The organism is Niallia sp. FSL W8-0635 (genome assembly GCF_038007965.1).
Lineage (GTDB): Bacteria > Bacillota > Bacilli > Bacillales > Cytobacillaceae > Niallia.
In genome coordinates this window covers 2,708,802-2,731,311 of sequence record NZ_JBBOYD010000001.1, presented here as the reverse complement: position 1 = coordinate 2,731,311, position 22,510 = coordinate 2,708,802, and the positions used below count along the sequence as shown (strand labels likewise).

21 protein-coding genes are annotated in these 22,510 nt (G+C 33.0%); 16 read left to right on the top strand and 5 right to left on the bottom strand.

All coding sequences use genetic code 11. The features are described from left to right. Positions 1-17 precede the first annotated feature (17 nt). From NYE52_RS13145 to NYE52_RS13130, 4 genes are all read left to right on the top strand, one after another. The gene (locus tag NYE52_RS13145) at positions 18-1,151 is read left to right on the top strand and encodes a THUMP domain-containing class I SAM-dependent RNA methyltransferase (protein WP_341193478.1); all 1,134 of its coding nucleotides are present in this window, start codon (positions 18-20) and stop codon (positions 1,149-1,151) included. 109 nt (positions 1,152-1,260) lie between these two features. Further along, complete coding sequence (locus NYE52_RS13140; protein ID WP_341193477.1) at positions 1,261-1,431, top strand: hypothetical protein; 171 nt, start codon at positions 1,261-1,263, stop codon at positions 1,429-1,431. Positions 1,432-1,739: 308 nt separating this feature from the next. Beyond that, the gene (locus NYE52_RS13135; protein WP_341193476.1) at positions 1,740-3,653 is read left to right on the top strand and encodes an ATP-dependent DNA helicase; all 1,914 of its coding nucleotides are present in this window, start codon (positions 1,740-1,742) and stop codon (positions 3,651-3,653) included. A 178-nt stretch (positions 3,654-3,831) separates the two neighbouring features. Then, positions 3,832-5,355: a carboxypeptidase M32 gene (locus tag NYE52_RS13130; protein ID WP_341193475.1), complete on the top strand. Its 1,524-nt coding sequence runs from the start codon at positions 3,832-3,834 to the stop codon at positions 5,353-5,355. A gap of 496 nt (positions 5,356-5,851) precedes the next feature. Here NYE52_RS13130 and NYE52_RS13125 read toward each other — a convergent pair whose 3' ends face one another. Next, positions 5,852-6,304, bottom strand: coding sequence for a chemotaxis protein CheX (locus NYE52_RS13125; protein ID WP_341193474.1), 453 nt, complete (start codon positions 6,302-6,304; stop codon positions 5,852-5,854). A 686-nt stretch (positions 6,305-6,990) separates the two neighbouring features. Here NYE52_RS13125 and NYE52_RS13120 point away from each other — a divergent pair. The 5 genes from NYE52_RS13120 to spoIIP all read left to right on the top strand — a co-directional run bounded on the left by NYE52_RS13120 (position 6,991) and on the right by spoIIP (position 14,786). Next, positions 6,991-10,569 (top strand): dynamin family protein, encoded by a 3,579-nt coding sequence (locus NYE52_RS13120; protein ID WP_341193473.1) that lies wholly within the window; start codon positions 6,991-6,993, stop codon positions 10,567-10,569. Positions 10,570-10,606: 37 nt separating this feature from the next. Then, a complete protein-coding gene (locus NYE52_RS13115; RefSeq protein ID WP_341195188.1) occupies positions 10,607-11,464 on the top strand; it encodes a sulfurtransferase in 858 nt (285 codons plus the stop codon). A gap of 408 nt (positions 11,465-11,872) precedes the next feature. Further along, positions 11,873-12,745 carry a 5'-3' exonuclease gene (locus tag NYE52_RS13110; protein WP_341195187.1) on the top strand — a complete coding sequence of 291 codons (873 nt, stop codon included), beginning with the start codon at positions 11,873-11,875 and terminating at the stop codon, positions 12,743-12,745. Between the two features lie 609 nt (positions 12,746-13,354). Further along, positions 13,355-13,894: an RNA polymerase sigma factor gene (locus NYE52_RS13105; protein WP_341193472.1), complete on the top strand. Its 540-nt coding sequence runs from the start codon at positions 13,355-13,357 to the stop codon at positions 13,892-13,894. Continuing rightward, complete coding sequence (spoIIP, locus tag NYE52_RS13100; RefSeq protein WP_341193471.1) at positions 13,884-14,786, top strand: stage II sporulation protein P; 903 nt, start codon at positions 13,884-13,886, stop codon at positions 14,784-14,786. The genes NYE52_RS13105 and spoIIP overlap by 11 nt, the downstream gene beginning before the upstream one ends. A gap of 794 nt (positions 14,787-15,580) precedes the next feature. Here the strand turns inward: spoIIP and sspL are convergent. Beyond that, complete coding sequence (gene sspL / locus NYE52_RS13095; protein ID WP_341193470.1) at positions 15,581-15,718, bottom strand: small, acid-soluble spore protein L; 138 nt, start codon at positions 15,716-15,718, stop codon at positions 15,581-15,583. A gap of 110 nt (positions 15,719-15,828) precedes the next feature. Between sspL and NYE52_RS13090 the strand changes: the two genes are divergently transcribed. Together NYE52_RS13090 and NYE52_RS13085 are read left to right on the top strand one after the other, a co-directional pair. Next, positions 15,829-16,308, top strand: a complete 480-nt coding sequence (locus NYE52_RS13090) for a divergent PAP2 family protein (RefSeq protein WP_341193469.1) — start codon at positions 15,829-15,831, stop codon at positions 16,306-16,308. Positions 16,309-16,485: 177 nt separating this feature from the next. Beyond that, positions 16,486-16,755 carry a DUF6123 family protein gene (locus tag NYE52_RS13085; protein WP_341193468.1) on the top strand — a complete coding sequence of 90 codons (270 nt, stop codon included), beginning with the start codon at positions 16,486-16,488 and terminating at the stop codon, positions 16,753-16,755. A gap of 92 nt (positions 16,756-16,847) precedes the next feature. Here the strand turns inward: NYE52_RS13085 and NYE52_RS13080 are convergent, their stop codons facing one another. Together NYE52_RS13080 and NYE52_RS13075 are read right to left on the bottom strand one after the other, a co-directional pair. Beyond that, positions 16,848-17,780, bottom strand: a complete 933-nt coding sequence (locus NYE52_RS13080; RefSeq protein WP_341193467.1) for a DMT family transporter — start codon at positions 17,778-17,780, stop codon at positions 16,848-16,850. Positions 17,781-17,796: 16 nt separating this feature from the next. Next, positions 17,797-18,186, bottom strand: coding sequence for a reverse transcriptase-like protein (locus NYE52_RS13075; protein WP_341193466.1), 390 nt, complete (start codon positions 18,184-18,186; stop codon positions 17,797-17,799). Positions 18,187-18,661: 475 nt separating this feature from the next. On the opposite strand from NYE52_RS13075, the gene NYE52_RS13070 reads away from it, so the two are divergent. Together NYE52_RS13070 and NYE52_RS13065 are read left to right on the top strand one after the other, a co-directional pair. Beyond that, positions 18,662-19,321 carry a reverse transcriptase-like protein gene (locus NYE52_RS13070; protein WP_341193465.1) on the top strand — a complete coding sequence of 220 codons (660 nt, stop codon included), beginning with the start codon at positions 18,662-18,664 and terminating at the stop codon, positions 19,319-19,321. A gap of 28 nt (positions 19,322-19,349) precedes the next feature. Then, entirely contained in the window at positions 19,350-19,535 is a 186-nt protein-coding gene (locus tag NYE52_RS13065; RefSeq protein ID WP_341193464.1) for a zinc-finger domain-containing protein, read from the top strand. Between the two features lie 166 nt (positions 19,536-19,701). On the opposite strand, the gene cspD is transcribed toward NYE52_RS13065, so the two are convergent. Next, the gene (cspD, locus tag NYE52_RS13060; protein ID WP_009332654.1) at positions 19,702-19,902 is read right to left on the bottom strand and encodes a cold-shock protein CspD; all 201 of its coding nucleotides are present in this window, start codon (positions 19,900-19,902) and stop codon (positions 19,702-19,704) included. A 452-nt stretch (positions 19,903-20,354) separates the two neighbouring features. On the opposite strand from cspD, the gene NYE52_RS13055 reads away from it, so the two are divergent. The 3 genes from NYE52_RS13055 (at position 20,355) to NYE52_RS13045 (ending at position 22,284) form a co-directional block, all read left to right on the top strand. Next, a complete protein-coding gene (locus NYE52_RS13055; RefSeq protein ID WP_341193463.1) occupies positions 20,355-20,642 on the top strand; it encodes a hypothetical protein in 288 nt (95 codons plus the stop codon). 353 nt (positions 20,643-20,995) lie between these two features. Then, positions 20,996-21,295 carry a hypothetical protein gene (locus NYE52_RS13050; protein WP_341193462.1) on the top strand — a complete coding sequence of 100 codons (300 nt, stop codon included), beginning with the start codon at positions 20,996-20,998 and terminating at the stop codon, positions 21,293-21,295. A gap of 8 nt (positions 21,296-21,303) precedes the next feature. After that, a complete protein-coding gene (locus NYE52_RS13045; protein ID WP_341195186.1) occupies positions 21,304-22,284 on the top strand; it encodes an aromatic acid exporter family protein in 981 nt (326 codons plus the stop codon). The last annotated feature ends 226 nt before the right edge of the window (positions 22,285-22,510 follow it).

Here is a 22,510-nt window from a genome sequence, read left to right as displayed (position 1 = left end):
ATGACAAAGGAGAGCTTATGAGAAATTTTGATTTAATAGCAACGGCTGCTATGGGACTTGAAGCAGTAGTTGCAAAGGAAGTAAGAGAATTAGGATATGAATGTACTGTAGAGAATGGGAAAGTTTTATTTAAAGGCGATGAAAAAGCGATTGCAAGATGTAATATGTGGCTTCGTACAGCAGATCGTATAAAAATTAAAGTAGCCGAATTTAAAGCAACTACTTTTGATGAGCTTTTTGAAAAAACAAAAGCTATCGGGTGGGAGGAGTATCTTCCTGTTAATGCACAATTTCCGGTCTCCGGTAAATCAGTCAAATCTAAGCTTTTCAGTGTATCTGATTGTCAAGCAATAGTAAAAAAAGCAATTGTTAATCGAATAAGCTCCCACTATAAGAAAACAGGGTGGTTAGAGGAAAATGGTGCTTTATTCAAAATAGAGGTTGCTATTTTGAAGGACATCGTAACATTAACGATTGATACATCTGGCCAAGGACTTCATAAAAGAGGGTATCGTGCTGGCCAAGGGGAAGCACCACTAAAAGAAACACTTGCTGCTTCGTTAATTTTACTAACAAATTGGACAGCTAATCGACCGTTTGTAGATCCATTTTGTGGATCAGGGACGATTCCGATTGAAGCTGCTTTAATTGGACAAAATATTGCACCAGGTTTTAATCGAGATTTTATTTCTGAAAGCTGGGATTGGATGCCTAATAAAGTATGGGAGGATGTCCGTACAGAGGCAGAGGACAGTGCAAAATATGACCAGCCACTTGAAATCTTTGGATCGGATATTGACCATCGCATGATTAAAATAGCGCAAGAAAATGCATTTGAGGCAGGATTAGGGGATTTAATTACCTTTAAACAGATGCAGGTAAAAGATTTTACCACAATGAAAGAAAATGGTGTTATTGTCGGGAATCCGCCATATGGAGAACGACTAGGTGATAAGGCATCTGTTCAAAAAATGTATCAAGAAATGGGGCAGGCCTTTGCCCCCCTTGAAACATGGTCCATTTATATGCTTACAAGTGACGAAGAGTTTGAAACCCATTACGGCAAAAAAGCAACAAAGAAACGCAAGTTATTTAATGGCTTTATCAGAACGGACTACTACCAATATTGGGGTAAGCGTAAAAGAGATTAAATCATAAAAAATAAATTGGCCCTTTAAAAGATTACCTGCATTCAATAAGTATATTTTTTTCGTATCAGTATATATTTATTCTATACGTAATTTTCTGGAGGGAATATTTATGAAAGATTATACAGTGGATTATACAAAAATAATGGATGCGCTAAATTCGTCAATGGATCTAATAGAGGGCGAAGGGGTTGCTGACGAAAATGTGATCCAACAGCTATCTAACGCTCAACAAATGGTGCAGCAAGCAATGTCATATTCCTTATCAAAAGACAGAGGATGAAGCAATTTAATTAGAGGTTACTTTCTTTATGCCTAAAGGTAAATATTAAGTATATGGAAGGATGTTGTTCATACACAAAATATGGAGAACGAAATCACTAATTTAGCCAATAATAGTTTCAGTACAACATTAAAATGAAAAAAATGTAAGGAGGGTGCCAATTACTTTTATGGCAACCCTCTTTTCACTTGAATATTGCCGTTAAATTGTCTATGATTAGGTTTCGTTATGAAAAATTTAAGTGAAAAATGTATATAGACAGATTAAAGAGAAATAGGAAGTCATTTCGAAAAGTCGGAGGGGTATCCATGCAAAATAGCATGCCATTTGAGGTATCAAAAACAGAATCATTTTATGATAAATTGGGAGAATGGATTGGAGATGTGTTTTATGACATACTTCCAGATGCAGGGTATGAATTACGTGATGAGCAGGTTTTCATGGCTTATCAATTAGAAAAAGCATTTAAAGACAAGAAAACGATTTTTGCGGAGGCTGGAGTAGGCACAGGTAAAACATTTGTTTATTTATTATATAGCATTTGTTATGCGCGCTATGTAAACAAGCCTGCCATTATTGCTTGTTCAGATGAAACATTAATCGAACAGCTAGTAAAAAAAGAAGGTGATATTGCCAAGCTAGAGCAAGCACTTGGATTAAATATTGATGTTCGTTTGGCAAAATCACGTAACCAGTATCTATGCTTAACCAAATTGGATCAAAAAATTACATTTGAAGATACGTATAATTCCATCTATGACAGCCTTCCAGAATTCGTACACGGTACAGGCTCTATGCAATCTTTTGCACCTTATGGGGATAGAAAGGACTATCCAGATTTGAATGATAACGACTGGGAAGGAGTAGCGTGGGATTCTATGCAAGATTGCTTTACATGTGATAAACGCCATCGATGTGGGCAAACATTGCATAGAGATTATTATCGTAATGCAAAGGATTTAATCATTTGTTCTCATGATTTTTATATGGAACATATTTGGACAAAGGAATCTAGAAAAAGAGAAGGTCAGTTGCCGTTATTACCTGATAGTGCATGCGTAGTTTTTGATGAAGGTCATTTATTAGAATATGCAGCACAAAATGCTTTAACATATCGTTTAACAGAACAGAATTTAGAAAATTTATTAACACGTTTAATGGCAAATGATGTACGAGAGAAAACATTAAACTTAATAGAAGAAACAATCTACCAAAATGAACAGTTCTTCAGAGAGTTAACAGATGCTTCCTTTAAAGCTGAAGGCTCTGATAAACAGGAAATTAAAAAAACAGAAAACGTTATGCGAGCAGGTAGAAAATTAGCAGGATATATTTCAGATTTAGAGGAAGAGCTTGTATTTGAAAGTGAAATGTATGTGATTAATGAATACGACTTAAAAGTGGTGGAAGAATATTTAGAACAGATTTCTCATTCACTAGGCTTGTTTTTAAAGGAAATGAATGGAATCACATGGTTTGAAGAAACAAATAGCGAAAGAACCCTTGTTATTATGCCAAGACTTGTTCAAGACATTATGCAAGAAGAAGTATTTAGGCAGAAAAAACCAATTGTCTTCTCTTCTGCAACATTGTCTGAAAATAAATCATTTGATTATATGGCGAAAAGTATTGGAGCATCAAACTATCTTTCTTTTTCCGTTGATTCCCCATTTGATTATGAAGAAAATATGACTGTTCATATTAATTCATTCGAGAATGAAGCGACCGCAGAAAAGCAAAGTTATTGTTATGAGGAAATAAATAAAGCAAATGGACGTTCTCTTATTCTTTTCAATAGTAAAGAAGATTTAGCTAGTTTTAAGGAAAATTTACCGAATGACTTTTCTCTTCCAATATATTTCGAGGGTGAAAGAGAAATTAGTACCCTTGTTTCTAAATTTCAAAATGAGGAAGAATCGATCCTTTGTGCAGTGAATTTATGGGAAGGGCTAGATGTACCTGGTAGGTCTTTAGAAAATGTATTTATTTATTCCTTGCCATTTCCTCCAAATGATCCAGTATATAAAAGTAAAAGGGAAAATGTAGAAAATCCATTTCTAGAGGTGGATTTACCTTATATGATTTTAAGACTGCGACAAGGTATTGGTCGATTAATTCGTACCCATGAAGACAAAGGTTCCATTCATTTATGTATGAATACAGACGAAATCGAGTTAGTTAAAAATGCCGTTCTTCAGGCATTACCAGTAGAACCAAACTAAATAGTTGAAATTAGTAGTTGTCTCTTATGTTTACTAGCGTTGTCTTCTTATAACCACAAGTAAACGTAAGAGACATTTTTTGTGAATTGATGAAATTAGGCTTTCTATTTAGTCTATCAGGTTAAACAATTGATATGGTATGATAAAGGAATAATAGGAAAGAAAAGAGGAGAGGACATTGTCTACTAATCATAATGAGATAGAAGTGCAGTTCTTAGAATATGTGAAGAAAATAGGCGCATACAATGAAGCGTTGGCCTTGATTTATTGGGATTTGCGCACAGGTGCACCTAAGAAGGGGATGGACCAGCGAACAGAAGTTATTGGAGTATTATCTTCTGAGTTATTTGAATTATCGACTTCTGAAGAATTAGAATCCTATCTTACTGTACTTTCTGAAGATAGTATTCAAAAGGAATTATCCCCTATTACTAGAAAGACAGTAGAGGAAATGAAAAAGGATTTCGATCGTAATAAAAAAATCCCTGCACAGGAACATAAAGAATACGTTATGCTCCAATCAAAAGCAGAAAGTGTTTGGGAAGAAGCGAAAGAAAAAGCAGACTTTGCTCTATTTCAGCCGTATTTAGAAAAATTAGTAGAAATGAACAAGAAGTTTATTGAATATTGGGGACATACAGAAAATAAATACGATGTATTATTAGATATGTATGAGCCTGGAATGACAGTAGCTATCTTAGATGACGTATTTTCGAATGTCAGAGATAAAATAGTACCACTAGTACATAAAATTGGAGAATCATCCCATAAACCGAAAACAGACTTTTTATATCAACCATTTTCGACAGAAAAACAAGAAGCCTTTAGTTTAGAATTGTTAAAACAAATAGGGTATGATTTTGATGCAGGCCGCTTAGATAAAACGGTTCATCCATTCGCAACAGGAATTAATCCAGGTGATGTTCGCATAACAACAAAATATGATGAATCAGACTTTAGAGTAGCTGTCTTTGGGACAATACATGAAGTTGGCCATGCGTTATATGAACAAAATATTTCCAAAGAATTAATTGGGACACCTTTATGTTCAGGAACCTCAATGGGAATCCATGAATCTCAATCACTATTTTATGAAAATTTTGTTGGAAGAAATATATCTTTCTGGAAACATAATTATGAAACACTTAAATCATATACAAACGGTCAATTTAACCAAGTTTCCATTGAAGATTTCTACCGAGCTATTAATGAATCGAAGCCTTCTTTAATCAGAATTGAAGCGGATGAATTAACATATCCTTTACACATCATGATTCGTTATGAGATCGAGAAAGGGTTATTTGATGGCGATTTACAAGTTAAGGATTTGCCAAAGATTTGGAATGAGAAATATAAATCTTATTTAGGTGTTGTTCCTGCAAACGATGCTGAGGGTGTTCTTCAAGATGTGCATTGGGCTGGGGGAAGCTTTGGTTATTTTCCTTCTTACGCACTTGGGATTATGTATGCAGCACAATTAAAACAAGTAATGCTAAAAGATCTTCCTGAATTTGATGATTTATTAGAAAAAGGCGACTTATTGCCGATCAAAGAATGGCTTAATGAACAAATTCATCGCCATGGCAAAATGAAAAAACCGCTAGAAATATTAAAAGATGTTACTGGCGAGGGCTTAAACGCTCAATATTTAATTGATTATTTATATAATAAATATAATGATGTGTATCAGCTAGAGAAATAAACCGATTTAATTTAAGCACCTTTTCGTAGAAAAAAATGCTTCATGTATAGATGTGTGAGAAAAACGAGTCGAATATAACAAATAAGTTAATCTTTTCTAGTTTCAGCACATATTCCACTAATGATAAATATACTAATATATGTTTATAAAGAAGTGGGTGTGATAAATATGGTGAATTATTATTGTAGTCACTGCCTGACCATCTATAAAGAAAAGACTATTTGTAAATATTGTGGGCATAGTGTAGACGCTAAAATTAAAATTGAAGTACAAAGTCATACAGAAAACAAGTAATAGAAATAGAGGGTAATAAACAGGAGAGATAAAAATTTTATCTTTTTGACTGTTTTTTATCCTACACTCCTATTCACATTTTGTAGGAATCAATAAGGGGAAAGGTGAAAAATTTTAAGGGAGGAAAAACTTCCAAGAGGGAGAAACTATAGTTTAACTTCAATCAGTGTGGATGAAAAAAACAACTGATTGAAGTTGAGCTTTATAATTCTAAAATAAGAACAATGTTCAATTGACCTATATTTTGGAGAGTAATTGGTAGGCTTAGTGCTTTTTCAAAACCAGAAAGCTTTGTTTCACCTACTAAAACAGTAGGAGGAGTGATATCTATTTCAATTCCATTTTGAGATACAAAGGTTGATAAATTCCCAGCGATCATATTTCCTAATTCTCCAGAGAAAGATTCAAGCATTGCACCTTCTAAAAACATACCAAACATGACTTCACCAATTTTACCAAAAACTTGATTATCTCCGTCTATGATAATTCTACCACGTAAATCGCCAGTTATACCGATTAATACCCCTAAAGATTTTAATACAAATGGAGTTCCAGTTAAAGCAGGCCTCGCAATTTGTAGTTCACAGGGAATAACACCTTTTACAGCTTCAATAGTTCCGTTTAATATTTCAGTTGTACTTTTTGTTAATGTCACTAACTATTCCCCCATCCTCTAGATAAAAATATCTTATCATAAAATAGACCTATTTTGTTTATAATTTTTTTGGAAAATAGGAAATCACTCGTGGTACATTTTTCCTACTACCCTTGCTGTATAAGTATTAGCACTACATATAGGTTGAAAAAAAGATGTATTTTTTTCTTATTGAAAATGATTTTCAATGATGATAATATGTAATTGAGATAGAAAATTATTCTCAATAAGGAATAGAGGTGTAATGAATGATAGCTTTTCCAATAGGTTTAACGGTTATCAGTTATTTATTAGTTATGAAGTATGTTTTGAATAATACGACAAAAGCAACAGATATTAAATAATACTAATTACATATAATATATGGATGATGAATACTGTTTTTTCTTGTTAGCATTGCCTACCTTCATAGGGATTGCTGACAAGGGAAAGCAGTTTTTTATTATTCTTTAGTTGGAAGAAGTTTGGAGAAGATATAGTATTTTGCTCATAAATTAGAAAAGTTTATCTGTTTTTTCTCTATTTGCGTATGAGATGTTAGGTAGGTGGGAGATCTACTTTTTTAAAAGTCCGTGTGGTTTATCAGATTTTTTTGTCGTCGCTTTCAATTTTCAGTTAATTTTACTTTATTGTTATGAGGAAAATAGTTAAAATAAAAGAAATACACAGATGAAAAGGAGTTTATCATGCTTTCAACGAATACAGACACATTACATAAATGGACAGCATTTTATCAATATTTTTTGGCACATGATGATCAACAAACTGCGCAAAGATTGAAAGAACTAATTAAAAAAGCGACTAGACAAGAATTTATTGCAACTTTTTGTGGACATTATTCTGCTGGAAAATCAAGCATGATTAATAAACTTGTTGGTACTAAAGTTTTACCAACAAGCCCTATTCCAACAACCGCTAATATTTTTCGAGTCAAGAAAGGAAGTAAGCAATTAAAAGTTTCATATCTCTCTAATCAAGCAGACATTTACCAAGATGTTCTTGATATAAAAGGCGTTTTACAGGCAACTGAAAGAGTGGAGGATATAAAAGAATTAGAAGTCCAGTTGGATACGGAACTGCTTTTAGAGAATGCTATTTTAATGGATACCCCAGGAATAGACAGTACAGATCAAGCCCATCAATTAGCAACGGAATCTAGCATTCATCTTGCAGATATTATTTTTTATGTCGTTGATTATAATCATGTACAGTCCGAAATAAATTTTGATTTTACGAAACAGCTAGTTGGTTCAGGAAAAAAGTTTGTATTAATCGTTAATCAAATGGATAAGCATCGAGAAGTAGAAATTTCATTTCAAGATTTTAAACAAAGTGTTTCTGACTCCTTTTTATCTTATGGGATTAAACCAGAAAAAATTTTCTTTACTACATTAATCGAAACGAATTTTTTCTATCAAGGCTTGGAAGAGTTAAAGAGGTATATAGTTGAAAAAATAAAAGAAAAAGAGTTAATACTTCCTATTTCGATGGATGACTCCTTTCAAAAGCTATATAAAGATCATACTTCCTTTATTGAAACAAAGTATGCTGAAAGAATCGCTCCTTTAGAGGAGCAGTTATCAGGTTTATCAAAGGAAGAGTATCATTCATTAGAATCAACCTTGCATACATTAAAAAAAGAGATTCAAACAATAGATGAGGATGAAAGCGAAAAAGTAGTATCTTTAGAAAATGAGTGGCGTTCGCTAATTAAGAATGCATATATTATGCCATTCAATCTTCGTGAATTAGCGAAGTCGTATTTGGAAACAGAACAGAAAAATTTTAAAATTGGATTATTTGGCAGCAAAAGCAAAACTCAAAAAGAAAGAGAGGAAAGACTATTTTCTTTTTACAAAGAGCTAGAAAAGCTTGTTCAAATACAATTAATAACACCATTATCACAGTTTTTTGAGAAACACGGTAAGTCAGAGTATTTTCCGATAATTAAAGGACTTACATCTATTCTAAATATGAATAAGTTAAAAGAGCTAGTAAATAAGGATGCACAGCTTTCCGAAAATTATGTTCTAGTCTATTGTGAAACAGTTGAAAATGATTTGAAACAGTCTTATAGAAAAGAAATCGCACAACTATTTACTCAATGGAAGGAAGAACGACAGCACCAATTACATAAGGAAAAAGAAAAACTGATGAAAGAACAGAAAATCTGGCAAGAATTTGTAGACAGTAAGCTAAAAAAGAAAGAGTTAGAGACTGAATGGCAAGAGTGGGGAGAAAACCTAAAGCATCTCTTTATTACTCAAGCAGTTGATGAAAGTGTTTTGCATAGGTTACTAGATGCAGATAAGGAAGAGATAACCTATCAAACATTATCATCTAAAAATAAATTAGCCGTAGAGAAGAATAGAAATGTCACTGAGGATCGAAAACTTGAGAAGAGTAATGAATTTGATTCCGATTTACTAATTAAACAATTACGTTTTTTAAGTAATAACCTTCAACCAGTAAAGGGATTTACACATATAGCAAAGAATTTGCTTACCAAAGCATCCAATATTGAAAATCGAACATATACTATTTGCTTATTTGGTGCTTTTAGTGCAGGGAAGTCTTCTTTTGCCAATGCTTTGCTAGATTATCCGATACTGCCAGTTTCGCCAAACCCAACAACGGCAACAATAAATCGAATTTTGCCAATAGATGAAGACCATCCACATAAAATGGTGATTGTTAAATGGAAAACAGAGTCAGAAATGCTTACAGAGATAAATGACTATTTACAGTTAGTGAAAGAAGAGGCGAGTACATTAGAATCAGCACAATATTTGATAAAAAAGCTAGCTGCTAAACCTGTAGAAAGATATGCAAATGAATTTCGCTATCTGCAAGCTTTTGTAAAAGGATATTCTGCTCATCGAGATCATCTAGGAAGGGAAATTAATGTTGGATTAGAAGATCTTTCGAATTATGTAGCAGTGGAAGAAACCTCTTGTTTTGTGGCTTCGATAGATGTTTATTTTGATTGTATTATTACTAGAAAAGGAATTACGCTCGTTGATACGCCAGGGGGAGACTCTATTAACAGCAGACATACGGAATTAAGCTTTGAATTTATGAAAAAAGCAGATTGTATTTTTTATGTTAGCTACTATAATCATGCATTTTCCAAAGCTGACCGTGCTTTTCTAGTACAGTTAGGGAGATTAAAGGATGCCTTTGAAAAGGATAAAATATTTTTTGTCATTAATGCAATAGATTTAGCAAAGGATGAAGAAGAGCAAGTAGCTGTAGAGGAATATTTACAAGAGCAACTGCAATTATATGGTATACGTTCCCCAAGAATTCTTCCAGTCTCTAGTCTTTATTATAAACATGAAATTTACGGAAAATGGATGGAAAATGCAGAGGCTAAAATGTATGAATTTATTGAACATGAGTGGCTGTCAATGATGCTTCAATCTGCCAAAAAAGATTATGAAGGGACAATTGAACTTTTAAAGCAATTAGTAAAATCTGCATTTGCAAAAAAGGAAGAAGCAGAACTAGAGCTATCTCGGATGGAGGAAGAAAAACGGAATATTCTCTCGCAGATTGAAACAATAGCGCTTCAAGATATTTTAGCGAAATTTAAAATGGAAGTAGAAGAACAGCTATTTTATTTAAAGCAACGAATCATGTTTCGTTTGCAGGAATTAATGAAGGAGGCCTATCATCCATCCATTTTACGAGGGGATAATAAGAAAAGAGAAATTTCGCTTGCGACCGCTTCATTTCTAATACAGTTAAATTTTGAATTTGAACAAGAACTGCGAGCTGTAAATGTAAGACTGGACCAAATATTTTATAAACAAAGAAAAGAAGGATATCATGAAATTCAGCATTCGATTCAGACCATCAATGGAGAAATTCATTTGCAAGAAGAAATGGAAAATGCATTGGCTTCAAAATTAACCTATCATGCTCCTTTCAAAGAATTAGATAATGCCCTTAATAAAATCGGAACCAAATACTACAAGAACCCAAAAAGCTTTTTTGAAAATAATGACCGAAAAAATATGGGAGTAGAGTTAGAACAATTAGTTGATGAACATGGGGATATATTTATAAAAGAGCAAATCCACTCCTTCTTTACTTTTTATAAAGAGTTATTTGAACAACATTTTGATAAACTTCTTGATAATGTAAAAGAGCAAGTAGCCGAATATTATGATGGAAAAACCGCACTATTAACGGAACATGAAAATATAGATAAGCTTGAGTGGATAATTAAAGAATCAACAAGATTTTCCACAACAAATTAACTAAAAACAGGGAATACAAGGAGGAATGAAGATGGAAATTGTAAAAAGTGTTGATTGGTTAAATGAAAATTTAGAACGTGATTCCGTGAGAATTATTGATTGTCGCTTTGATTTAAAGAATCTTGATGCAGGAACCGAATGGTATAAAGAGGGGCACATCCCGAATAGCGTTTATTTTCACTTAGAAAAAGACCTATCTAATCCAGTAACCGATCATGGGGGAAGACATCCATTACCAGCTATAGAAGAATTTGTTTCTAAACTTGAAAACATAGGTATTGGTCAAGAAACGATCGTTATTGCCTACGATAATGGGGAGGGCGCATTTTCCGGGAGACTTTGGTGGTTATTAAACTATTTAGGTCACACAAATACATATATTTTGGATGGCGGCTATAAAGAATGGGTAAATAAGGATTTTCCAATTTCAAAAGAAGTCCCAACTTTTACAAAGAGTACTTTCTCTCCTGCTATTCAATCACATATGATTGCTACATACGAGGATGTTGCAGCTCAAGTAAAAGCAAAAGAGGAAGATAAGGTGCTTATTGATTCCAGAGAATTTAAACGGTATATAGGAGAGATAGAACCAATTGATAAGAAAAGTGGACATATCCCTGGAGCAATAAACTTTGTATGGACAGAAGGCTTAAAAAACGGCTTCTTTTTGTCGACTAATGAGCAAAAAGAAAGGTTTTCCTCATTAGATCCAAGAAAAGAGTATATTGTATACTGTGGTTCTGGCATAACTGCTACCCCTAATTATATTTCCTTAAAAATGGCTGGATTAGAGAAGGTAAAGCTTTATCCGGGTAGTTTTAGTGATTGGATTTCTTATGATGAAAATGATATTGAGACGTGTTTGCCTAACAAGATAGCGAAAGAACAAAGATGATTGAATAGGAGAAAATGAAATTAAAAAATATATACGTATAATCTCGCATCTAAAAAAATGTTTAAAAGCTTAGAGGTTACAAAAGAAGAGTCAAAACTTGATAAAAAAGGGAAGAGAGTACAGTAATTTTGGACTTATCTTAAAATAGTTGGTTAGGAACAGGAAACTAATAGGGAAATTTAGTTCCTGTTTTTTCTTTAGATTGTATGCTAATAGATAATTGTTTTCTTAGAGGTAAATGATTATTTAGACTTCGTTTTAACAACAAATATTAAGCAGCTTAAATTTCATCTAACAAAAAGTTAGAAGAAAAAGCTACCAGCAGCAACTTTTTCAGAATCTGTTATAATGAAATAATGTGAATAAAGGGAGAGATGCGATTTGAATAAAGAGAAACAAGCAAATCTGATGCTAGTAGACGGGATGGCACTATTATTTCGTGCTTTTTTTGCAACGGCTGTCACAGGTCAATATATGGTTAACTCAAAAGGAATTCCAACAAATGCGATTCATGGCTTTGTAAAACATTTTTTTACGGCAATTGAACATTTTAACCCCTCTCATGTAGCGGTTTGCTGGGATATGGGAAGTAAAACCTTTAGAACAGAAATGTATCCTTCCTATAAAGCGAATCGTTCAGATGCTCCTGTTGAATTAATTCCACAATTTGATTTAGTAAAAGAGGTTGTAGAAAGCTTTAATGTACCGAATATAGGTATCTCTGGATTTGAAGCAGACGATTGTATCGGAACGATTGCAAATCAAATGAAAGGAGAAGCAAATGTTACCATCTTAACCGGTGATCAAGATATTCTTCAATTACTGGATGATCATATCTCTGTTGCATTATTAAAAAAAGGATATGGTAACTATATGCTGTATACTCCATCAAGCTTTCAAGAAGAAAAAGGGATTACTCCAAGACAAATGGTTGATTTAAAGGGATTGATGGGCGATACAAGTGATAACTATCCTGGTGTAAAAGGAATTGGCGAAAAAACAGCATTAAAGCTTCTCCAAGTTCATCAAGATATTGAAGGAATTCTTGCTAATTTATCGATGCTCACTAAGGGTCAGCGAGCAAAAATAGAAGCGGACCTTGAAATGCTACATTTAAGTAGACAACTGGCAGAGATTAAATGCGATGTTCCGGTAAGCTGTTTGCTGGTAGACAGCTATTTAAACATCAATCCAGAATCAGCAATTCAGAAATTTGAAGAGCTAGAATTTAAAAGATTCCATCATTATGTAGAAAAGAAAGAAGAGCTTACTTTATTTTAATTCATGACAAGTAAAATGAATAATGGCCTAAGTAAAGGACAAGTTATCGTAATTATGTTGGGGCTGGGAAAAAAATAAATAGCCAACCTGTAAAGACGAACAATCTATAATTTAGCGATTAAATAAAGGCTACTTTTTCATACTGGTTATTTATGTTTTTAAATATAGTCAAGTATAAAAACTAATTCGTTCCATTGCACTACAAACACACACAATGCGCCGGGCGGAAGCTGAGCCTTCTCGCTGCACTGCGGGGCCTAAACTAATTATTTTTCCGAGAAAAAATAAATTAGTAAGAAAAATGGAGCAGCCTGAATACACGTAGACTCCTATGGGAGCTGCGAGAAAGTCCGAGACCCTGCAGGCCAAAGGCCGAAGCGGCTCGGCGCTCGCCCCATGGAAAGCGGAGTGTATTCAGGCTGCGGATAATAACACCATCTTTACTGAAACGGCCTTTTATAAACCAATATAAACCCGAATAATCATATGGAAATGCCATATGGTTATTTGGGTTTATCTATGGATGAAATACTACTCTTTCCAAAAAATTGTAACCTTTTTCTAGCTTCAAACGAATAATAGGTGAAGACATAATAAGGGGGGAAACGATTGATTGATCCAAAGAACTTAGAATCCAGCATTGTTTCTATTTATAATGAGCATTATTTAGATGTCTACAGATTTCTCGTTTGTTTTTCAGGAAGTCAAACCGATGCGGAGGATATGACACAAGAAGTTTTTATTCGGGTATTAAAAAATCTATCTACTTTTCATAGTGGAAACAATTTAAAAACATGGATCTTTTCGATAGCTAAACATGTAGCAATAGATTACTATCGAAAAAAGAAATTTGTCTCTATATTCAAAGAAGGATTTTTTAAACAACTGGAAGCAAATGATGAAAAGCCTGATGAAGTATTAGAAATTACCGAAATGAAACAAATTGTACATGAGGCAATCTCTAAATTAAAACCTAATTATAGAGCAGTTGTAATTCTCCGTGGAATAAATGAATTTTCTATTAAAGAAACGTCTGAAATTCTCAAGTGTACGGAATCAAAAGTTAAAGTGGATTATCACAGAGCATTAAAAGACCTGAAAAGAAAATTACATTTGGATGCAGAGGAGGTAATAACAAATGCAAAATGACAAAGAGTTGTTTGATATGATAAAGGATACATATCCCCAACATCCGCGTAATGAGTTTATCTCATCAACGGAAAATAACCTAAGACAAAAGGCAAGAAGCATGAATAAGAAATTGATGCTAAAAAAAGTGTCTACCATATCAAGCGGATTTCTACTTTTCTCTTTTGCTATTTCGTGGTTTTTCTTTTTTAATGGGAAAGAGGAAATTACTGGTATTTTTAATAGTGTAGAAAATCAGTCATACCTTGTGATGGAAGAAAAAGATCCACTCGTTTATATTTATCATACTCATAATTTAGAATCATTTATGCCAGAGCTTGGTGTCAGCAATTCTGATGAAGCCATTAGTGATTCAAAAAACGTAACGTTGGTTGGTAAAGAATTGAGTAAGAAATTAAATGAAAATAATATTAGTACTATCCATGATGAAACCGATATCAATGGAATCTTATTAGAAAGAAATCTATCCTTTTTCGATTCTTATACTGTTTCAAGAGAAAAATTACAAGCAACATTAACGGAATATAAAAATATAAAAATGATTTTTGATATTCACAGAGGCTCAGAAAAAAGAACGGATACGACTAAAAACATTGATGGAAAAGACTATGCGAGAATGCTTTTTGTTGTATCGAAAACAAGTGATAATTATGAAGAAAATAATAAATTCGCTCACAAGCTTCATGAGAAATTAGAAAAATTATATCCAGGACTATCAAGAGGTGTAATAGAAAAAGGAGTAAATCCTAAAAACACATATAATCAGGATCTTCATAATGATTCTGTTTTATTAGAAATAGGTGGAGTTGAAAACTCTTTTGAAGAAATATCCAGAACTACAGATGCTTTTGCCGAAATCATAAAAGAAATCATTCAAGATAAAAAATCATAAATCAAGCTAGTAAAGGGTTCCGTTTTAAGGTGCTTTTCTTAAAATGTGTGCCGATTTGACAGTGGCAATGGCATCGTTATTGGTATATAAAATGGGAAACTCGCCATTCAAAAAAATTGACGAGTTTCTTTAATTGGAATGCAAAAGCCTTATTTATAGAAAGCCTCACCACTTACTTTTGGTACAGTTCACTGTCAAGCATTTAATGAGGGTCTCTTGGACTCGCTCCCTTTTAAATTAGATGTTTTGTCCGAATCGAGTTACCGGGCAAAAGGAAAATAAGCGGAGCTTTTCCGGTTAAAGGCAGAATAGTGCTTATTTCGGGGTAAATAAGTGGAGCTTTTCCGATTATGCAAAGCAAAATAACCATTTTTCGCATTTTTCAAGTAAATAAGCGGAATCTCTCCTTCTATTTAAGCCTTATTTAGTAATAATCACTAAATAAGCGAAATTTTTCCGTCTATTTTTCAACTAAAGTGCTTTACTTGTACCCCAACAGGTAAGTGCTGACCTTCTCGAACCCTCGATACTAAAAACGGCATTGCAAAGGACAGAAGACTTGACATCTTTTTTAATTGTACAATACTTTATTGATTATTATAGTAATGATGTCAATTGATGCTAAAGGTAAGGGAACCCTTAGTACCCTCGATAAATAAGGAAACAGACGTATGCCAATTCATACGTCAATCTTTGTATCATTTAATTAGAATGCACCCGGAAAGCGACTCTTTACCAAGCTAGATGGGGCTTGTAGATAGCCCCATCTTTACTAGCAAATTAATGGGTTATCATTATTTTGTATTTTTCTTCTTTGCAGCATTTTCTAGTTTGCTCTTTGGCGACGGCGTTATATCAGCGTCTTGACCATAGCCTTGTGGATTTACCCCGCCAGCTGCTTTTCCTCTATTTGTATGGTTATTAATACTCACATCATTCACCTCTTATAAGTAATAGTGGAAATAAAAATCAATTATAGTATGAGCAAGTGAGAATAATATCATCCATAAATAAAAAGACTATTTAAGAAGAGGTGATTGATATGAACAAGGGCATTTATGTTGCCTTAATAAGTATTGGAATGGCTCAGTTTTTAAAAATTCCTATTCATTTTTTGAAAACAAAGAAGTGGGATAAAGGCTTGTTTTTTCAAACGGGAGGGATGCCAAGTTCTCACTCAGCAGGAGTGTCTTCTCTAACAACCTTTATCGCACTAAAACGAGGATTACCAACGATTGATTTTGCTTTATCCCTTATTTTTGGATTAATCGTCATGTACGATGCACAGGGAATTAGAAGACAAACAGGAGAATTAACATTAAAGGTAAACGATTTAGGAGAGCTAGTAGATAAAATTAATAAAGATAAGAATATCGCTTATAAAGAGGAGCAACCAAAAAAATTAAAAGAGATGCTGGGGCATCAGCCACAAGAAGTTTTTGGTGGTGCATTATTAGGTGTATTTATTGGTTTTTTAGGTCACTTATGTACAAAGAAGAAAAAGACATTTTTACGTCGTTAAAAAGGAAAGGGAAGCAAGGTGCTTTTGGTTCCCTTTCTTTTTTTGTTAAACCGAGAAGAAGAATAGAATTAATAAAATTAGTCATTAAAATTGCAAAATGATGCTGAAAAAACTAGAAAATTGTCGTGATATGAAGTAACATGTAGGTAAAAAGATAGAGGGGAATGTTCGTTAAGTTTGAAAACGGTAGAGGAGTATTTGCTTTTTTTAGATGGGAAAGGCTTTTCCTTTGGGGACGATGCAATCGGTTTTATTTATTTTGGCAAAGCATATACAAATGCTACAGACGAGCTTGTTATTACGGCAATTGAATGCACCTTAAAAATACAAAAGAAATTTGATGGGAGCTTCTTCGTTTCCTTACTAGAGCTCTTTAACGATAATCAACTGAAAACAAAAAAAGAAGTAATGAGCTTTATAAAAACCAATCAATTATTCCCACTTTAAATTGTACGTTTATAGTGGATTTTTCATTTTCGAAAGAAAAATAGTCATTAACAAGAAACGGACCATAATTAATATAGTATGGTCCGTTCTACTTACTTTTCAATATATTTCTGTCTTTGGAAAGTGGAAAGCAATGTTTTCTTCGGCAATTCTGAAAAAATCATACCAAGTAAAATGAGAGTACAACCAATCGTAGCACTAGCTGTTAATTGTTCATTATTAAATAAGTACGCGGTTATTGCCGCGAATACTGGTTCAGTAGCAAAAATTAACGCAACCCTAGTAGAATTAGTATATTTTTGTAAGCTTGTTTGGATTAAAAATGCAACAGCTGTAGCAAGTACAGATGTGATTAGTAAAGCGATAATGACTTCTTCCTGAAAAATAATGGTCATTTTGAAATTAGCACTTGGAGTCTCAAATAGAAAACTTCCGATTATTCCTAGGATAGAGACGGTTAATAGTTGAATAATCGTTAATAAAAGCGTAGGATGCTCTTTACTATATTTTCCCGTTAAGATGATTTGTAATGCAAAGCCAATGGCACAAATTAATACATAAAAATCACCAATATTAAAGGAAAAGGTATTGCTAATTGTTAATAGATAAAGACCAATTGTTGCAATGATGACACCGATAATATGGGTGATTAATAATGCTTGTTTTAAAAACAGATACATAAATAAAGGAACAAGCACAACGCTTAATCCAGTTATAAAACCTGCTTTAGAGCTAGTAGTATATACTAATCCGATTGTTTGAAATGCATAGCCGATAAATAAACATATACCTAAAATGATTCCAGATTTTAAGCAATGTATATTTATTTGCTTGAGTTGGGAAGGCTTAAAAGTAAGCAACCAAATGAATAAAAAAAGAGCTGCAAGAAAGAAGCGGATCCCGTTAAAGATAAGGGGCTCTAAAAAACCAATTGCGTTTTGAACAATTACGAAGGTAGAACCCCAAATTAAAGCAACAAATAAAAGGGATAGATCTGCAAATCGAGAGGAAGTATGTATTTTCAACGGAAAATTCCCTTCTTTATTTATTTTTTCTGATGGCAAGTCTTGCTAATTCATCAGCTGTTCTATTATCATTACTTGGAATCCATTTAATAAAGAATAAATCTAATTCACTTGAAAGCTTTAGAGCTTGTTCAAGAAGAGGAGCGAATTTTTTATTCTTAGCGAATTCTTTTTCAACTGCACGACTAACTAACTCTGAGTCTGTACGAAAGCTCACAGTTCGATAGTTTTTTTCATTGCAGATTTCTAATGCCTTAATAAGTGCGTGGTATTCTGCTTCATGGTTACTCATTAATCCTAGTGGAAATGAATATTTTTCGGCAGATCCATGTCCTTTTATAAAAATACCGGCACCACTAGGACCAGGATTTCCAGCACTGGCACCGTCAATATACACTTCAATCATTTTGATACCTCCAGAAAATTTGGTAAGATTAAATAATGATTAAGTACGAACTTATTTTTATTTTCATACTAATCGTAATTAATGTATATATATCATAAACAGATAACCGAATTACTTATAGTTGTTTTGTTCTTTATTTTGCGTTGGAAAAAGTAAATAATCATAAGTAAAGCTTTTTGTAATAGGTGATTATTAACAAAATAAAGGATGTAAAATATTATAAATGAAAAAGAGCAAAGTTGGGAATGTTTTTTATCCCTTTTCTAAACGTGAGTAATAATTATACTCCCCACTTGCTAATTGAAGGAAGATAGGTTGGCCGTATCATTCATTGGTTCAACTAACCATCAGTGGCGATGAAGGATAGAACGACTTTCACTTTATTATTTCTTTAGAAGGATACATTTATCCTGCATTAACGGGCAATAAGTCCCAGGATTTGAAAATGAATTTAAGGTAGAAAGGTTGTACCGTTATGAAATATAAATTAGAATATAAATTTCAAATAAAGAAACAGAAAGAAAGCGTTTATTTTACTTCTGATTGGATTTCATCGAGTGTTGCTCTCGAAATAGGCGAAGAGTTAGAGAAACGAAGGGAAGCAATAGATCTTATTTTTTATGATGAAAGAGGAACGAGCTGGACATTAAAAGAATTACGAAAACTCAATGAAGAAATAGAAGAAGAACCACATGACTTTACCATTTATTTTGATGGCGGCTATCATAAGGAAACGAGAACAGCTGGGATAGGTGTTGTCCTATTCTTTCAACAGGGCAAAAAGAAATTTAGAGTTAGGGCGAATGAATTATTTCATGATATTCTCTCCAATAATGAAGCTGAATACGCAGCTCTGTTTCATGCCTTAAACCTTTTAGAGGAACTGGATGTAAGGGATGTTACTTGTGAAGTAAAAGGTGATTCACAAGTAGTATTAAAGCAGTTAGAAGGTGAATGGCCATGCTATGAAGAAGAATTAAATAGTTGGCTCGATCGGATAGAAGCTAAAATTAAAAAATTACATTTGAATATGGTTTATACTTCTATCGGAAGAAACGATAATAAAGAAGCTGATAAACTGGCAACCCAAAGCTTAGAAGGGAAGCGTATTTACAGTAAAATGCAATTACTATAAGTGTTAAAACGAAAAGGAGGGGTGTGACTTGGAACGAAAGAAACTGATTGAAGCAGCAGATGAGTTAATGAAAGACTATTGCAAGGAATGTTTTTTATACAGACAAAATAAAATAGAGTACGGAAAGAGAAGAGCTCACCGCTTCTGCATATCACAGTGTACGGTAGGGAACAAGCTAAAAGGATACGGAGAAAAACTATCTGGTGCGAAGTAAGGATGAAAGAACTTCCACCTAGAGTCTTTTCTTTGCCGAAGATCTTAAAATAGACAAGAAATGTGTTTGGATGGAAAAAAAAAGCAAAAATAAAAGGGGATTTCTCAAGAAGATTACCCTCAAGAAAAATTCCCTGAATACTATTATTAATATATTTTATTATTAATTATAGTTTAACAACATTAGCAGCTTGAGGTCCGCGGTTTCCTTCAACGATTTCAAAAGAAACTTCTTGTCCTTCTTCTAATGACTTGAAGCCTTCACCTTGAATAGCAGTGAAATGAACGAATACATCGTCTCCGCCTTCAACTTCGATAAATCCAAATCCTTTTTCGTTATTGAACCATTTTACTTTACCGTTTTGCATATTAAATATCCTCCTAAGCCTTTCAAGACACATGATGAGTGCCTATAAAATAAATATTCTCATAGAACAAAATAATAATAGAAAATAATTATTCAGAATTTTGTTAAATGATGTCTATAATATACACGATAACCTATATGTAGTCAAGGTTTCAAAGCGATTTTTCTGAAAACTTCACCAAAAAATTGTAAAGGCTTACTTATTTTTCGGCTGAAAAGTAAGCGGATACGCCAAACTGGAATACTATTATAAAATTGCAGGAAATATAGTTATATATTTTAAAAATCAAATAACGCTATAATAAGAAAAAATTGGAATTGTCAACTCGAAAAATGATTAATCTCTGGCGAATACCAAAAGAATCAAATAATAATTTTCATAAATAATAATTTTCAACATATTATGAAGTAGCAGTTTTGTTTTTGAAGGAAATAGAATAAGAGGGTGGCTTAATGTATCGATTTTCGATTGAAAATGAAAATTGGATTTTGCGATTTACACCTAATATTGTACTGGAGGACGACAGCAAGCAGGCAGTTGTGAAAAGCATCCTTCAATTAGGAAATGTGTTACCTACTTTTTCGCATGGTCAGTCCTTTGTCATTATGGTAAAAAAAATCGGCTTAATCGTATTCAATGTAGAAAAAATTCCATCTCTTATTTTAACCGTATCTAATATTATTGAAAAAGAAAATTGGTATATCCAGACAGATAGTAAGATAAAAAAGTATTTTATGTGACTAGCTTAACAGCTAGTTTTTTTAATTCTATTTATGTAATAGGTTGATTCCTCTTTATGAAAGGGTTGTTCGCGCTTTCATGAATTAGTCGAAAAAAATGAGATTTGATGCAGGTTTTAATAGAATTTAATCATGTAAAAATTTCCTATGAAAAAATGAAAAAAATATTCTTGAAAACATTGAATTATAGAGGAAAATGTGTTTTTATTAACATGATTAGATAACTAATATACCACGTTTTTTTGAATAGAATAAACGTATGTACTTAGATATAGGCTGTGGGTCATAGTAGCAAACTTTACGAAAACAGCCTAGTTAAAAAAACTATAAATAAAAAGGGAAGATTTATTAAAATGATTGAAACGATTGTAAAGAGCAGTCAAAGTCCGTATTATGAAATTTCTAGAGAAGACCAGATGATACTTAGCCCGTTTGAAGGAACAGTAAATGAGATTCGATTGAAAGAAAAAGCTTATTTCTATGAATGGGAAACAATTTTAACTATAAGAACTTTGGCGGGAGAATTAAAAGACGTAAGTGTCCCTTTTAGTGGATCCGTTGTTGAATTATTAGTAAAACCTGGTGATAAAATTACCATAAATACGAGGTTAGCTTCTTTACAGGATGATTTATTAGTTACTGGTTGTGATTAATAGTGGAAATGCAAAGTGCTTTGCGAAAGTTAAAAAATTATAAAATAGGTTATCGGACCTTTAAAACAGCAGTGGCAGTAAGCGTAGGTATTTCAATTGCTCAGTTTTTTCAATTAGATTTCTATGTTTCTTCTGCGATTATAACTATTCTTTGTGTTCAAAATTCTAAGAAAAAATCACTTCATAGTGCATTTTCTCGTTTTATCGCATGTATGCTTGCCATTCCATTTTCGTATATTTTCTTTGAGGGGATTGCCTTTGAGCCTTATATTATTGGGTTATTGCTATTGTTATTTATACCAACAACCGTTTTACTAAAGGTAAATGAAGGAGTGGTAACAAGTACGGTTATTATTCTCCATATATATTCAACCAATCAAATGACCTGGCATGTAGTTCTAAATGAGTTAGGTTTAATTGTAATTGGAATTGGGGCAGCGTTACTTGTTAATAGTTATATGCCTAGTCTTGATAAAGAAATGAAAATTCATCAAAAGGATATCGAGCAATACTTTAAAGCCCTATTGATGGATATGGTTGTGTATCTTCGCACAAAGGAAATGAAAGAGGATTATGCGATAAAATTAAAACGAGCTTCTGACGAAGTGCAATTCGCTAAATCAATTGCATATCGGGATGTTGAAAATCATTTTTCTAGAAAAGAAAACTATTATTACAAATATTTTACGATTAGAGAAAAGCAATTAGAAATCATTTCTAGGCTGTTTGATCGCATTTTATCTGTGGAGACATTAGATAATCAAAGAGAGCTTGTCGCAGACTTTTTAGAAGAACTTAGTTTATGTGTTCATTCAGGAAATACCGCAGTACTGTTTTTAAGTAAACTCCAGCGAGTAGAGGAAATGATTAAACATGATAAACTTCCTGATGATTGGAATGCTTTTGAGGAACAAGCCCATGTCTTTTTTGTTATAAAAGAATTAGAACAATATTTACAAATAAAAAAATCTTTAAAGGTAGCCTATTAAACTAGGTTACTAGCCCTTTATTACTTAATTTTGACGGCGGGCTATTCTACTAGGAAGCGTTCTCCGTCAATCTAAGTAGTAGCATGGAAACCTTCCCCCTTACTTAATCTTCTATTAGCCACTATGTATATTCTGTTTATTTAAAAATGGCTAGTAGATTGTCATAGAAAAAACTTCAAACATACTCTATTTGCAATTCTTCAAGTTTACCCCTTTCTATACATTT